The organism is Roseibium sp. (assembly GCF_048260565.1).
Lineage (GTDB): Bacteria > Pseudomonadota > Alphaproteobacteria > Rhizobiales > Stappiaceae > Roseibium.
Window position 1 is genome coordinate 19,732 of the sequence record NZ_JBLXGP010000001.1, and the last position, 13,969, is coordinate 33,700.

Genomic DNA, 13,969 nt, shown 5'->3' on the forward strand with positions numbered 1-13,969 from the left:
TGTCAGTCCTGTTTCAGTCCGGCATAAACGGCGTTTCTGAAGCCGATCCGGTGTTGTCCCCGGTGTTCCGGGGCATGGGTCAGAAACACTGCGATCAGATCGTTTTCCGGGTCCACCCAGAAATTGGCGCCGGATACCCCCGGCCACAGGAATTCTCCCAGACCGCCGGCCAGACCGCCGGGGAGATAATTGCGTCGCTCGGTTCTGACGGCAAACCCAAGCCCGAACCCGAGGCCGTTTTCAGGCGTGGGCGCGGTGATGCCGAGGCCTCCGGTATAAGAGCCGTAGCCGACATCCGCTGGAAGGTAGTCCCGCAGCATGGAGGTCAACGTTTCGGAGCGCAGGAGGCGCACACCCTCCAGGGCGCCGCCTTGCCGGAGCATCTCGGCAAAACGCATGTAATCGGGCACCGTGGAACACAGGCCGCCGCCGCCCGAAAACCATGTCTGCTCGGGCGTGAGAGGCGGGGCAAGGGCGCGTTGCGTCGGGGAGGGAGGAATGGCCGCGATCCTGTCCGGGTCGGGAAGGAACCTCGTATCGTTCATGCCGAGCGGGTCGAGCACGAGATCCCGCAGGGCGCTGTCGAGCGCCGTACCGGTCACAACTTCGATCACACGCCCGAGAAGGTCCGTCGACATGCCGTATTCGAACACCGTGCCCGGTTGATGGAGCAGGGGCAACTCGGACAAACGCGCCGCCATTCGAGCATTGTCCGAAAAGAAGTCGTAGACCCGTGCCTCCATGTAGCGGGCATGAATGTCTTCATTGCCGAACTGGCCGTAGGTGACGCCGGAAAGGTGGGTCATGAGATCCTGGATCAGCGGCGGCCTGACCGCATCGACAAGCGCGCCGTCGTCACTCAGGACGCCGTTTTCGCCGAAGCCCGGAATGAAACTCCGCACCGGATCGCTTAAGCGAAGGCGGCCCTGCTCGACGAGCCTCATCGCCGCCACCGAAACGATCGGCTTGGTCATGGAGGCGATCCAGTAGGCGGTGTCGGCGGCGACCGGTGTTCCTTCGGGGTCCTTTGTGCCGAAGGTTTGGAAGAAAACGGTCGAGCCGGCCTGACGGATTTCCATGACACCGCCGCTCAACCGGCCGGCCGCCTGCTCGCTCTCCAGCCAGTCTTCGACCGGCCGGCGGTCGAAGAGCGTCTTTGTCCGATCGGTCATTTAAGCATCTCCGGCAGGAAGGTGATTAACTCCGGCACGGCAAAGAACAGGAAGACCATGGCCAGAAACGCTCCGACAAACGGCAGGGTTCCAATCGAAATCCTGCCCAGAGAGACCTTCTGCTCCGACACGCCGGCCAGGACATAGAGGATCATGCCGACGGGAGGCGTGATCAGGCCGATCTCGACAAGCATGACCAGAACGATCCCGAACCAAAGAGGATCCCATCCCGCCGCCGTGATCACCGGCAGGAGGATCGGCAGGGTCATCAGCACCATGCTGATCGGCTCGACGAACATGCCGAGCACCAGGAACAGAATGACGATTGCCGCAAAGAGACCGATATCCGACAGGTTCATCTGCTTGACGACGGTCACCAGTTCCTGAGGCATGGACAGAAAGTCGACGGCGAACCCCATCACCGACGATCCGACAGCAATCATCAGCAGGAAGGATGTGGCCAGGGCCGCTTCCTCCAGAGAGCCGATGAACGCGCGCAAGGTCAGGGTGCCGCGCACGAAGCTGATGCCCAAAGCACCCAGGACGCCGACCGCTCCGGCTTCCGTCGGGGTCGCGACCCCGGCGTAGAGGGAGCCGAGCACCAGGATCATCAGGACGAGAAAGGGCATGACCCCTTTGAAGGCGGCAAGCTTCTGGCGGACCGTATAGCCTTGCCCCGCAGGTGCGGCCGTGCCGTCGACCATGGTCCAGACCAGCACAACCAGGGCGAAGGCTGCGATCATCAAAAGGCCCGGGACGATGCCTGCCATGAACAGTTCGGTCACCGGCACGCCGGCCAGCGGACCATAGACGATCATGGCAATGCTCGGCGGGATCAGGATGCCCAGCGTGCCCCCCGCGGCGAGAACGCCATAGGCCAGTTCCGCGCGGTATCCTTCCGACATCATCTCCGGTCCGGCGACCCGCCCCATCGTGGCGGCCGTGGCAAGGCTCGACCCCGAAACCGCCGCGAATATCCCGGAGGCCAGAATGGAGGCGTAGGCGAGCCCGCCCCGGACGCGGCCCATGCCCAGGCGGGTTGCCGCGAACATTTCGCCGGAGGCGTTGCTGCGCACCAGCACGCTTCCCATCATGACGAACATGGGAATGGCCGCCAGTTCAAAGGTGTTCACGGCCTCCCATGCCCGCTCGCCGATGTAATTGAGGCTGACCGGCGGAAGCCAGAACAGCATGGCGAAAATTCCGATTGCAAACAGGCTGAAGACCACCGGCAGACCGGCAAACAGAAGGAAGAACAGGACAAGGACCATGCCGGCTGATTTCGAAGCGAGCGTCATGTCCTTCGTCGCCAGGAACACGATCACCGCCGGGGCGGCCAGCAAGGCGGCGGCTGCGGCCGCGCGAACGCCGGAACTGAGAGCGGCGGCAAAAACCGTCAGGCCGCCAAGCAGCAGAACGGATCGGTGCGGGGACAGACCGCCGGAAATGATGCCGGCCCCGTCGAGAAGAACGTACAGCAAGGCGCCGGCGACCGGAACATAGCCCCAGGCACCGGAACGGGAAGCCGAAGACAGGGCGAGGGTCACAACCAGCCCGGTCAGACCGACGACCGCCGAAAGCTGAGGAATCCAGAGAGGTGTGTTGAGAAGGCTCCAGCTTCGGGTGCCGCTTTCGTAGTTTTCGGCCCAGAATCCGGTGACTTTCCAGAGAACCACGAGTGCGATGAAAACCGAGATCCAGGCAAGCGCTTTCGAGACGGTTTCCTGAAGGGTGGGCGACAGACGGTTGAGCAGCAGGTCAACCCGCACATTGGCGTCCCGGCCCGCGACGAATGCTGCGCCGGCGAAGGTGATGACGACGACCAGATAGGTGGAGACTTCCGTCACCCAGATCGTTGCATGGCCGAAGAAACTCCGGCCGATCACCTCGAAGTTCACGCTCGCCAGCATCGCGAAGACCGCCAAGAGCGCCAGGACGCGGGAGGTGGCGGTCACGAGGCCGGAGACCGTCGGGGGCGTATGCGCCCCCGACACTTTGCCTTCAGCAAGTGCCATCACCGGCTCCCGACAGCGGCTTTCGCGCTCGACAGCACCGCGTCGGCGTCAAGGTCCGCGCGCGCCATGTCCTCGCGCCACGCGGCCAGCACCGGCGCCTGAACCTCTTCGGAATAGACCTTGGCCATCTCCGCGTCGGGGACATTGATGTAGTCGACACCGGCCTCGCGCCACAGGGCGGGCATCTCGGCCACGCGCTCGCGCCACCGGGTTTCGAATTCCGCTTCGATCTTCCGGAACTCGGCGGCCACGGTTTCCCGGAGGTCTTCCGGAAGGGCGGCCCAGGCATCGTTGTTCACCAGCACCGGCGTCGGCACCACGCTGCCCATCGGCCAGTCGGCCGCGTTGGAGATCACCGTGCTGAAGCCGGCGCCATAAGCCCAGCAACTGTCGGTGATGACGCCGTCAATGACGCCGCGCTCCAGGGCGGGCAGAACTTCGCCGGCGGACAGCGAAACACTGATCGCGCCGAGTTCGGCCGCAACCAGACCGGTTCCCCTGTTGTTCACGCGCAGCTTCTTGCCGGACCAGTCTTTGACCGTCGTGATCGGCTTTGTGGAGAACAGCGTCTGCGGACAGAAGGCGGTGCCCATGAGTTGGGTGGCATTGTAGGTGTCGTGATAGATGGCGCGCACCTTGTCGCCGTAGTCGGACGCCATGAGCGCTTTCAGATCGTCGTAGCTTTCCGAGATCCCCGGCAGGCTCGGGACGGTGAACAGGGGTTGCGTGCCACTGTAGTAGCCCGGCAGCGGCAGGGTCATGGCCACCAGGCCCTCACGGACGCCTTCCAAAAAGCGGTTGCCCTTCATCAGGGACGAGTTCGCGGTGATTTTCAAACGGCCGTCTGTGACCTTCTCGATCCGCTCGGGGATGGCGAGGGCGACTTCCTCGTAGATCGTCCCCTTGACCGGAAGATAGGCCAGCGTCCACTCGGTCGTCTGCGCGTGTGTCGGGCTCGACAGGGCGATGACGCCGGCGGCGAATGCGAAGGTAATGGAATGTTTCATGCAATCCTCCCGAATTTTCTCATCGTCGACTTTAGGACCCGCATCTCCGCCGGGCTTGCGTTGGAGCACACTGTCTTTTGTGCTAGCGTCCACTCGAAGGTCTGTGGGAGGACACATGACGGAATTGGCGGAGTTGGATCCGGATCCCCGGACAAGGCTGCTGCCGCTTGTCGGGCGCACGGACGCCGTCAGCGACAGACACAGGGCCGATCACTGGCGGACCGTATTCGGACAGCTTTGGGGAGCGGTGAACCTGCGCGCCATAAGGGAAGGGGAGGTGACCGGCAGTCTCTACAGCCGCAAGGTCGGCGCGCTCACCTTCAGCCGGATCGCCTTCGGCAATCAGCAATTCGAGCGGGCGCGTCCCTCTCGGGGCAATGACGTGGAGCCGTTTTACTCCCTGTCTTTTCCCGAAACCGGGTCCGCCGACATCCAGATCGCGGATGCTTCCGCGCATCTCGTGCCCCAGAACGCCTATCTGCTGAACAACGGCCTGGCCGCGAAGCTCAAGGTCGCCGAGGAATATTCGACCTTCAACATCAAGATCCCCCTGTCCGCACTCGAGCATCGCGTGGGCCGGAAAACGGACATCCTGTCACGGGAAATCGTCCAGCCGGACGCGATTTTCCATATGATGCAAAGGCTGATCGTAGAACTTCTGAAAAACGCGGACAGTCTCGACGAGCGCTCCGTCGAGTTCATGACCAACCAGATGCTCGATACCGTTGCCTTCTTTTTGGTATCCGGCGGCGCCTCGTCGGAGGACAGCCTGGCAATCCAGTCCATCCGCGCCCGCGTGGTCGCCTTTCTGGACGCGCATTACCGGGACATGTCCCTGACCCCGGAGAAAATCGCCGCCGGCTGCGGAATTTCGCGCAGCTACCTCTACAAGGCATTCTCGGACGGCGAGACCGTCATGGAGCGCCTGAAGCGCCGCCGCCTGAGTGCAGCGCGCGGGATGATCGAGAACAACGCGGCGAACCGGTCCCTGACGCAAATCGCCTATGCTTGCGGTTTCAGCAGTTCCAGCGAGTTTTCCAAACAGTTCAAAAGCACTTTCGGCGTCCCGCCCAGCAAACTCTGACGCGCCATTTGCCGAAAGGATCTGGCCCTAAGCCACCAGGGCCGCGTCCACCGCATCGCCCAGCCGTTCGACAATGGCGTCGATGTGGCCTGGCTCGGAAATGAACGGCGGGGCGATCAGCACGTGGTCGCCGGTCAGCCCGTCGATGGTCCCGCCCATCGGATAGACCATCAGCCCCCGGGCCATCGCTTCACGCTTGATCCTGGCGTTCAATTTGAGCGCAGGATCGAACGGGTTTTTCTTCGACCGATCCTCGACGAGCTCGATCGCCTGAAACAGGCCCCGGCCTCGAATATCGCCGACATGATGGTGATTGCCGAAGCGCTCGGTGAGCCGGCTTTCCAGCAGACCGCCCATGGCCTTCACATTGGCGAGCAGGTTGTCGCGCTGGATGACCTCCTGCACGGCAAGACCCGCCGCTGCCGCCATCGGGTGGCCCATGTAGGTATGTCCGTGCTGGAAGAAGCCGGAGCCCTTGGAAAAGGCCTCGAAGATCTTGGCCTGCAGCAGGACCGCGCCGACCGGCTGGTAGCCGCCGCCAAGCCCCTTGGCGATGGTCATCAGGTCCGGTGAGACGCCATCCTGTTCGCAGGCATGCAGCGTCCCGGTCCGGCCCATGCCGCACATCACCTCGTCGAGGATCAGCAGGACGCCGTAGCGGTCGCAGATTTCGCGGATTCGCTTGAAATAGTCCCCGACCGGCGGCACGGCGCCGGCTGTCGCCCCGACCACGGTTTCGGCGACAAAGGCAATCACCTCATTAGCGCCGAGTTCCAGGATCTTGTCCTCCAGCGCCTGCGCTGCGCGTGCCGCGTACTCCGCATCGCTTTCGCCTTCCTGCTGGAACCGGTAGGCGAAGCATGGATCGATGTGGTGCGTCTCGACGAGAAGCGGCTTGAACTGGCTCCGCCGCCATTCGTTGCCGCCCGTGGCGAGCGCGCCGAGCGTGTTGCCGTGATAGCTCTGCCGGCGCGCAATGATGTGCCGGCGCTGCGGCTCGCCCTTTTCGACGAAATACTGCCGGGCCATCTTCAGGGCTGCCTCGACCGCTTCCGAGCCGCCACTCACCAGATAGACGTGGTCCAGGCCGTCGGGCGCATGCGCGACAAGATTGTCGGCGAGCTTTTCGGCGACCTCCGTCGTGAAGAAGCCGGTATGCGCATAGGCGAGCTGGTCCAGCTGCTTGTGAAGGGCCGCCAGAACGTCCGGATGGCTGTGGCCGAGGCAGGACACGGCGGCCCCGCCCGAGGCGTCGATATAGGCCTTGCCGGTATTGTCGTAGAGCTCGACGCCCTTGCCGCTGACGGCAACCGGCATGGTGGCGTTGGCATTGCGATGCAGAAGATGGGTCATGATGACCTCTTGGCTGAGAGAGACTGGACGTGGCTGCCGAGTGTGGCATGCAGCGCATCGACGTGGGTGAGGGCGGCAAGGGCGTCCTCGCCGCTGCGCCCGGCGACGATCGCGCCGAGAATTTCAGCGACGATGAAGCCGGGGGACATGGTGTGAAAGAACGACGGGCTGCCGGTCGGCACCAGAACCGTGTGCTTTGCGATCTGGGCGAGCGGCGCGACCGCGCTGTCGGTCAGGGCGACGACGGGAATGCCGTTTTGAACCGCATAGTCGGCAAGCTCGAGGGTCAGCTTCGTATAGGGGGCGATGCTGACCGCGAACAGCACGTCGTCCGGCCCCGCATGAGCGAGGCAGTCGGGGCCGGTCGCGGCAATGCCGTCGACCTGAACGGACTGCCGCCCGGTCAGGGTCAGGACGTAATGAAGATGCCAGGCAATGGCATGGCTTGCCCTGAGACCGAGGCAGTAAATGCGCCGGGCGCGGGAGAGGGAGTCGGCCGCAGCCACGACATGGCTGAGAAACTCCGGATTAGTCAGGCTCTGGATCTGTCCGCCGATCGCGCCAAGCATATCGGCGGCAAGAGCCTCGTCGCCTTTCAGTTTCTGGCTGGCCTGCTGGGCGGTTACCTTGCCGGAGAAGCCGAGCCCGCCGCCGCGCACTGCCTCCGCGTAACGCTCGCGGATATCCTCGTAGCCGTTCAGGCCCAGATGTTTGGCAAGTCGCGTCATCGTCGCCGGCTGGACGCCGGCCTGCCGGGCCTGCTCGCGCATGGACAGGAGCGCCACGTCGCGCGGCCGGTCAAGCACGAACCGCGCCGCAGTCTGAAGCTGCGCCGACATGGTGTCGAACCTGGCAAGAATTTCGGTGTTCAGGGGAGCGTGGTCCATGGAGCGGATATTATCCTGCTTCACGGATGACTGCAACATATGAATCATATGTAGTAATAATGATCCGGATGGATCATTTTCGGATGCAGATAATAAAGTCGCAGCAGGACCGACCCGCGGGACCCCGGCCTATTGCATCTTTTTCAGGAGGCGCAGGAGCGTGCGTTGTTCAGACTGGGTCAGCGGCACGATGGTTTCCGCGGAAACCTCAAGGCCAAGCGAAGCATTGGAGAGGAAATGCCGCCAGCCCTCCGGGGTGAGGGAAATCAGCTGCCGGCGCCGGTCGTTCGGATCTTTCTTGGACGTTACGAAACCGCGCGCACTGAGCCGGTCGACCACGCCCTTGGTGGTCGCCACGTCGAGGCCGACGGTGCGACCGAGCTGGTTCTGGGAGACCGAACCCAGTTCCGTCAGGCGCGCCATGACGGCGAACTGGGTGGGCGTCAGGTCGTGAATTTTCTCGGAAAAGATGACCGCGTTGCGCTGGTACGCCTTGCGCAGAAGATAGCCGATCTGCTCGTCCAGAACATAGCCATGATCCGGGCCATGATCCGGTGCCGGTCGGGTTTCCAGATTTTCTCCGGAGGCCGGTTCCAAAGTTTCTTCGGCTGGGTCGGTCACGCTTTTTCCTCAATCGCCGCGACGGCTACACGGACAGGTATGCATCGCGGATCTCCGGCTGTTTTTCAAGGTCGGAAAATGTACCGTCGAACTTCTTCTCGCCGCTCTCGATTATGATCGCCCGGTCGGCGACGATCCGGGCAAAATGCAGATTCTGCTCGGAGATGATGACCGTCAGACCTTCCTGCTTGAAGCGGAGAATGGTCTTGGCCATCTGTTCCACGATCACCGGCGCGATGCCTTCCGACGGTTCATCCAGCAGCAGCAGCTTGGGATTGCCCATCAGGGTGCGGGCGATGGTGAGCATCTGCTGTTCGCCGCCGGACAGCGCCTTGCCCCGGTTGTAGCGCCGTTCCAACAGGTTCGGGAACAGCTCGAACAAGGCGTCGACCGTCCAGGCGGGGGCGTCGGACCGAGTGCCCTGACGACCGACTTCCAGGTTTTCCAGAATGGTCAGGTCGGTGAAGATCCGCCGTTCTTCGGGCACATAGCCGAGGCCGAAGCGCGCGACCTTGTGTGAGGGCATGGCGGTGATGTCCTTGCCGTCAAACTGCACCTTGCCGGATTTCGGCCGCACGAGCTGCATGATGGATTTCATCGTGGTGGTCTTGCCCGCGCCGTTGCGTCCGAGCAGGGCGACCACTTCGCCGCGCGAAACGGAAAAGCCGAGATCGTTCAGGATATGGGCCTTGCCGTAGAAACTGTTCAGACCGGAGATCTCAAGCATCGGCCTTCTCCTGTTCGAAGAGGGTTCCGCCGCCAAGATAGACTTCCTGAACCTTCTCGTTGTTGCGTACTTCTGCCACCGTTCCGTCGGCGATCAGCTCGCCGCGGTTGAGCACCATGATGTGGTGGGCATGGGCAAAGACCACGTCCATGTCGTGTTCGGTGAACAGAACGCTGACGCCCCGGTCCCGGACGATATCGGCGGTCAGCTGCATCAGGTTAATCCGCTCCTTCGGCGCCATGCCGGCAGTGGGTTCGTCCATGAGCAGCAGGGTCGGCTCATTGGCAAGCGCGATGGCGAGCTCCAGCCGTTTCAGATCGCCATAGGCCAGAATGGCGCAGGCGCGGTCGGCCTGGTCCGCCATGCCGACCACGTCGAGCAGGCCGAGCGCCTCGTCCCGGTAAAGCCTGTAGGCGTAGGGTCGGACCGCGAACAGTTTGCGGTGATGGGACATAAGCGCCATCTGAACGTTTTCCGCCACCGTCATGCTCTGATAGGTACCGGTGATCTGGAACGTGCGGCCGACGCCACGCCGCCAGATGTCCCGCGGCGGTCGGCCGGTGATGTTCTCTCCGTTGAGAAAGACCTTGCCGGAAGTGGGCTTCAGCTGTCCCATCAGCATGTTGAAGCAGGTGGACTTGCCCGCGCCGTTGGGCCCGATCAGGGCCTTCAGTTCGCCGGGGGCGACTTCGAAGCTGACGCCGTTGACCGCCTTGACGCCGCCGAAGGTCCGCACGAGATTTTCGACCTTGAGAACAGCCGTCATTTCATGAACTCCTCGCTGCGGCGCAAGCCGATGCGTTCGCTGACCTTGCGAACGGTGCCCACGATGCCGTCGGGCGCGATGATGACAACGCCGATGATCACGAGACCGAGCACCAGGCGCCAGTATTCCAGACGCGTCAGCCAGTCTTTCGCGCTTTCCATGAAGGCCGCGCCGACCACGCCGCCGGACAGGGTCTTCACACCGCCCAGGAACACCACGATCAGCGCATCGAAGCTTTTGCCGATCTCCAGTTCGTTGGGAAAGATCGAGCCCTTGGAGAACACGAACAGCCCGCCCGCAAGACCCGCCATGGCGCCGGCGGTGGCGAAGGCCACCCACTGGACGCGCTTGACGTTGATACCGGTCGCCTCCGCCTGACGGGCGCTGTCCCGGGTCGCGCGCAGCGTGTAGCCGAGAGGGGCATGCGTCAGGTGGCGCAAGAGGATGATGCCGCCGACGCCGACGATCAGGGTGAAATAGTAATAGGTCGTGGTACCCGACAGCCATTCGGCCGGCCAGATATTGACCAGTCCGTCGTCCCCGCCGGTGACGTCGTACCACTGGAACACCAGCGACCAGATGAGCTGGCTGAAGGCGAGCGTCAGCATGGCGAAATAGACACCGCTGAGGCGGATGCAGAACCATCCGAAAATGATGGCAAGCAGGCCGGCGGCGAGCGGAGCGAGCAGGAACGCGAGTTCCATCGGACTGCCCGCATAGGTGACCAGAAGAGCTGCGGCATAGGCGCCGCCGCCGAAATAGGCGGCATGGCCGAAGCTGACCAGGCCGCCGGTGCTGAGCATGAATTGCAGGGAGGCGGCGAACAGGCAGAAGATGACGATGTCGGTGATCAGCACCTGGGTGAAGTTGCCGCCGAACACCGGAACCAGCGCCAGCACCGCGAGCAGGGCGGCGACAAGAAGCCGCCCGCGCGCGCTTGCCGGGCGGATCGGCCGCTCCGGTTCGCCCACCTGTCCGTGCTCGCCGGCCTTTTCCTCACGGCCGAACAGGCCGTAGGGGCGGACCAGCAGGACGACGGCCATGACCACATACATAAGCACCAGTGTGCTCTGCGGCAGATAGGACACGCCGAACACGTTGAGAACGGAAATGAGGACGGAGGCCACGAAGGCGCCGGGAATGGACCCCATGCCGCCGATGACGACCACGACGAAGACGGCGGATATGATGTTCAGGTCCATCAGCAGATCCGCGCCGCCCTTTGGCAGCTGGATCGCGCCGCCGAGACCGGCAAGCGCGGAGCCGAGGAAGAAGACGCCGGTAAAGAGCCAGGACTGGTTGACGCCGAGCGCGCCGACCATTTCCCGATCCTGGGTGGCGGCGCGAACGAGAATGCCCACGCGTGTCTTGGCGATCAGCCACCACAGCGCCAGCAGGATAAAGGGCGTGACCGCGATGAGTGCCAGGTCGTATTGCGGCACCGGTTCGCCCAGGATGCGGACGACGGACTTCAGGCCGGGCGCGCGCGGACCGAGCTGGTCCTCCGCGCCCCAGATCATCAGGGTCAGGTCCTGGATCACCAGGATCACGCCGAAGGTGGCCACGAGCTGGAACAGTTCCGGCGCGCGATAGACGGGCCGCAGAACGCAAATCTCGATGACGATGCCGATCAGGCCGACAATAAGCCCCGACATCAGGATCGATCCCCAGAAGCCGAAGGCGCCGGGCAGCATGTTCATCAGCGTCACGCCGAAATAGGCGCCCAGCATGTAGAGCGATCCGTGCGCGAAATTCACGATCCGGGTGACGCCGAAAATCAGCGAAAGTCCGGAGGCGACGAGAAACAATGCTGCCGCATTTGCAAGCCCGGTCAGGAGCTGTGCCACAAAAAGACCCATGACGATCTATCTATCCGAAACCAAAGGGGAGCCCGTGTCCGCCGCGCACAGATGGATCACGCGCGGCGGACGTTATGCGAAGAGAGGATCCTGCGTCCGGCTTACTCGGCCGGGCGCATCTTCTTGATTTCCTCGTCGCTCGGCATGTACGGAACCGGGCTCTTGTATTCCCAGTCGACCATCACGCCCTTGCCGTCCTTGACGGCGGTGGTGCCGACGTAGGCGCCCATGGTGGACTGATGGTCGAGGCCGCGATAGGTGATCTCACCCATCGGCGTGTCGACCTTCAGGTCCTTGAAGGCGGCCAGCAGGGCCTTGGTGTCGGTGGAACCGGCTTTCTCCAGGGCAGCGGCGATGCTCTGGACGGTCATGTAGCCGACGAGGGAGCCGATCTTCGGGGTTTCGTCCGGATAGGCGGCGATATAGGCATCGACGAAAGTCTTTGCCGGACCGTCCGTCACGCCGTACCAGGGATAGCCGGTCACGAACCAGCCTTCCGGTGCCTCGTCGCCGAGCGGGTCGAGGTATTCCGGCTCGCCGGTGAGCAGGCCGTAGACCTTACGGCCGTCGAACAGACCGCGGGTGTTGCCTTCACGGACGAACTTCTGCAGGTCGGTGCCGAAGGTCACGTTGTAGATCGCATCGGGCTTGGCAGCCTCGATGGCCTGGACTTCCGCGCCCGCATCGATCTTGAACAGGGCCGGCCATTGTTCGGTGACGAACTCGACTTCCGGCTTCAGCTTCTTCAGGCTTTCCTTGAAGGCGGCCACGGCTGCGGTGCCGTAGGCATAGTTCGGCGCGATGGTGGCGTAGCGGACCGCATCCGTCTTGGCGGCTTCCTCTGCCAGCATGGCGGCCTGCACGTAGGTGGAAGTGCGCAGACGGAAGGTGTAGGGGTTGCCCGACTCCCAGACAATGGCATCGGCCAGCGGTTCGGCGGCCAGGTAGATGTAGCCCTTCTCGGCGGCCAACGAGGAGATCGCCAGGCCGACGTTGGACAGGATGGTGCCGGTCAGCATGACGGCGCCATCGCGGGTCATGAGTTCTTCGGCGATCTTTACCGCATCGCCCGGCTTGCCGTTGTCGTCGCGGAAGATGAATTCCAGCGGACGACCCAGGACGCCGCCGGCACCGTTGACTTCGTCAAGCGCCAGTTCGATGCCCTTTTTGTAGGGCTCGGCGAAGGCGGCAAGGCGCTTGTAGTGGTTGATCTCGCCGATCTTGATCGGGTCTGCGGCATGCGCCGAACCCGCAACGGTCAGGAGAGCGGTGGCCGCTGCCACCAGTGTTTTCAAATGCTTCATGTTTTCCCTCATTCTGGTCGGTGATGACGGCGGCCTTTTCGGCCGCTCTTTATCTGTTGTTCGGTTGGGGCCGGGGCCGGTTGATCCGGCTCTTGTCCGGGTCAGTCGTGATAGACGTAGGCCGGTGTCGGATTGGACGCAACGTCCTGTGTCCGTTCCTGCTCGATCAGTTCACTGATGCGTTTACGGTAGACCATCGGTCCCTTGTCTATGGCGATGCGGATGGGGCGGCGTTTGGCGGGACGATCCTCCTCCAACTGAATGGATTCGAGAATCGCCTTGTCCTCCTGAAAGGCGACCCGGAACATGGCATCCATGCTCTCAGAGGCCGTCTCGTCGTCGATCGCCGTGTTGCGAATGTGCATCCAGCGGTCGATGGTATAGCTCTCCGTGACCGGTGTCATGAAATGCAGGGCGAAGATGCGGTTGCCCTTGTCACGGTCCTCTTCCGCGAGATTGTCGCGGGTCGGCGCGCTGCCGAAGTCGATCATAGCCGTGCACGGCGTATAGAGATAGTAGTAGTGCCAGCGGTCGACGTTCTCGGCGAACCCGCCGAATTTCTTGAAGAAGCCGATCGGCTCCGCGTCCCGGATCCAGCGCCAGGCGACGATGGCCTTGCCCTCGGTCGAGACGTGAACCGGAACATTTTCCGATGCCGAGTTCCCGAGCGTGGTCGGGTGGACGAAGCTGACATGGGCCGGGTCGACCAGGTTTTCCGCCACATTGAGATAGTTCGATTTCAGATGCAAAGCATCGCCCTGATGCGCGGCCCAGGCCGGGTCGTCGAATTCCGGCATGTCGAAGATATCGTCCGGATTGGCTTTCTCCTTGTCGCCCATCCAGATCCAGACGATGTCATGGCGTTCATGGACCGGGTAGGCATCCACGTAAGCGGAGGGGGGTAGATTGCTCTGGCCGGGAATGCGCACGCATTTGCCGTCGCAGTCGAAGGTCATGCCGTGATAACCGCACTGGATGTCGTCGCCGATTCGCTTGCCCTGCGAGAGCGGCAGCAGGCGGTGCGGGCAACGGTCTTCAAGGGCCGCCACGGAGCCGTCCGACTTGCGGTACATCACGATATGCTCATTGAGGATCGTGAAGCGGCGCAGTTCCTGGTCGATCTCGGAAGACCAGCCGGCTACGTACCAAGCGTTTCGAACGAATTCCATGGTCC

12 protein-coding genes are annotated in these 13,969 nt (G+C 63.0%); 1 reads left to right on the forward strand and 11 read right to left on the reverse strand.

Annotated elements, in window-relative coordinates:
* Window positions 1–2: 2 nt before the first annotated feature.
* From ACN0SO_RS00100 to dctP, 3 genes are read right to left on the reverse strand one after another with little or no spacing between them, the layout of a single operon-like run.
* A complete protein-coding gene (locus ACN0SO_RS00100; RefSeq protein WP_417673262.1) occupies window positions 3–1,172 on the reverse strand; it encodes a serine hydrolase domain-containing protein in 1,170 nt (389 codons plus the stop codon).
* Window positions 1,169–3,187 (reverse strand): TRAP transporter large permease subunit, encoded by a 2,019-nt coding sequence (locus tag ACN0SO_RS00105; protein WP_417673263.1) that lies wholly within the window; start codon window positions 3,185–3,187, stop codon window positions 1,169–1,171. Before ACN0SO_RS00105 ends, ACN0SO_RS00100 begins: the two co-directional genes overlap by 4 nt.
* Entirely contained in the window at window positions 3,187–4,194 is a 1,008-nt protein-coding gene (gene dctP / locus ACN0SO_RS00110; protein WP_417673265.1) for a TRAP transporter substrate-binding protein DctP, read from the reverse strand. Before dctP ends, ACN0SO_RS00105 begins: the two co-directional genes overlap by 1 nt.
* Before the next feature lie 115 nt (window positions 4,195–4,309).
* Here dctP and ACN0SO_RS00115 point away from each other — a divergent pair, with 115 nt between their 5' ends.
* Window positions 4,310–5,278 (forward strand): AraC family transcriptional regulator, encoded by a 969-nt coding sequence (locus ACN0SO_RS00115; protein ID WP_417673267.1) that lies wholly within the window; start codon window positions 4,310–4,312, stop codon window positions 5,276–5,278.
* Window positions 5,279–5,305: 27 nt separating this feature from the next.
* On the opposite strand, the gene ACN0SO_RS00120 is transcribed toward ACN0SO_RS00115, so the two are convergent.
* From ACN0SO_RS00120 to ACN0SO_RS00155, 8 genes are all read right to left on the reverse strand, one after another.
* Window positions 5,306–6,631, reverse strand: a complete 1,326-nt coding sequence (locus ACN0SO_RS00120) for an aspartate aminotransferase family protein (protein ID WP_417673269.1) — start codon at window positions 6,629–6,631, stop codon at window positions 5,306–5,308.
* Window positions 6,628–7,518 carry a MurR/RpiR family transcriptional regulator gene (locus ACN0SO_RS00125; RefSeq protein ID WP_417674994.1) on the reverse strand — a complete coding sequence of 297 codons (891 nt, stop codon included), beginning with the start codon at window positions 7,516–7,518 and terminating at the stop codon, window positions 6,628–6,630. The genes ACN0SO_RS00120 and ACN0SO_RS00125 overlap by 4 nt, the downstream gene beginning before the upstream one ends.
* A 129-nt stretch (window positions 7,519–7,647) precedes the next feature.
* Entirely contained in the window at window positions 7,648–8,139 is a 492-nt protein-coding gene (locus tag ACN0SO_RS00130; protein ID WP_417673271.1) for a MarR family winged helix-turn-helix transcriptional regulator, read from the reverse strand.
* A 25-nt stretch (window positions 8,140–8,164) separates the two neighbouring features.
* Entirely contained in the window at window positions 8,165–8,866 is a 702-nt protein-coding gene (locus ACN0SO_RS00135) for an ABC transporter ATP-binding protein (protein ID WP_417673273.1), read from the reverse strand.
* Window positions 8,859–9,632, reverse strand: coding sequence for an ABC transporter ATP-binding protein (locus ACN0SO_RS00140; RefSeq protein ID WP_417673275.1), 774 nt, complete (start codon window positions 9,630–9,632; stop codon window positions 8,859–8,861). The genes ACN0SO_RS00135 and ACN0SO_RS00140 overlap by 8 nt, the downstream gene beginning before the upstream one ends.
* On the reverse strand, window positions 9,629–11,491 hold the full coding sequence (locus ACN0SO_RS00145) for an ABC transporter permease (RefSeq protein ID WP_417673277.1): 1,863 nt from the start codon (window positions 11,489–11,491) through the stop codon (window positions 9,629–9,631). Before ACN0SO_RS00145 ends, ACN0SO_RS00140 begins: the two co-directional genes overlap by 4 nt.
* A gap of 101 nt (window positions 11,492–11,592) precedes the next feature.
* Window positions 11,593–12,795, reverse strand: coding sequence for an ABC transporter substrate-binding protein (locus ACN0SO_RS00150; protein WP_417673279.1), 1,203 nt, complete (start codon window positions 12,793–12,795; stop codon window positions 11,593–11,595).
* A 101-nt stretch (window positions 12,796–12,896) separates the two neighbouring features.
* Window positions 12,897–13,964 carry a Rieske 2Fe-2S domain-containing protein gene (locus tag ACN0SO_RS00155; protein ID WP_417673281.1) on the reverse strand — a complete coding sequence of 356 codons (1,068 nt, stop codon included), beginning with the start codon at window positions 13,962–13,964 and terminating at the stop codon, window positions 12,897–12,899.
* Between the last annotated feature and the right edge of the window lie 5 nt (window positions 13,965–13,969).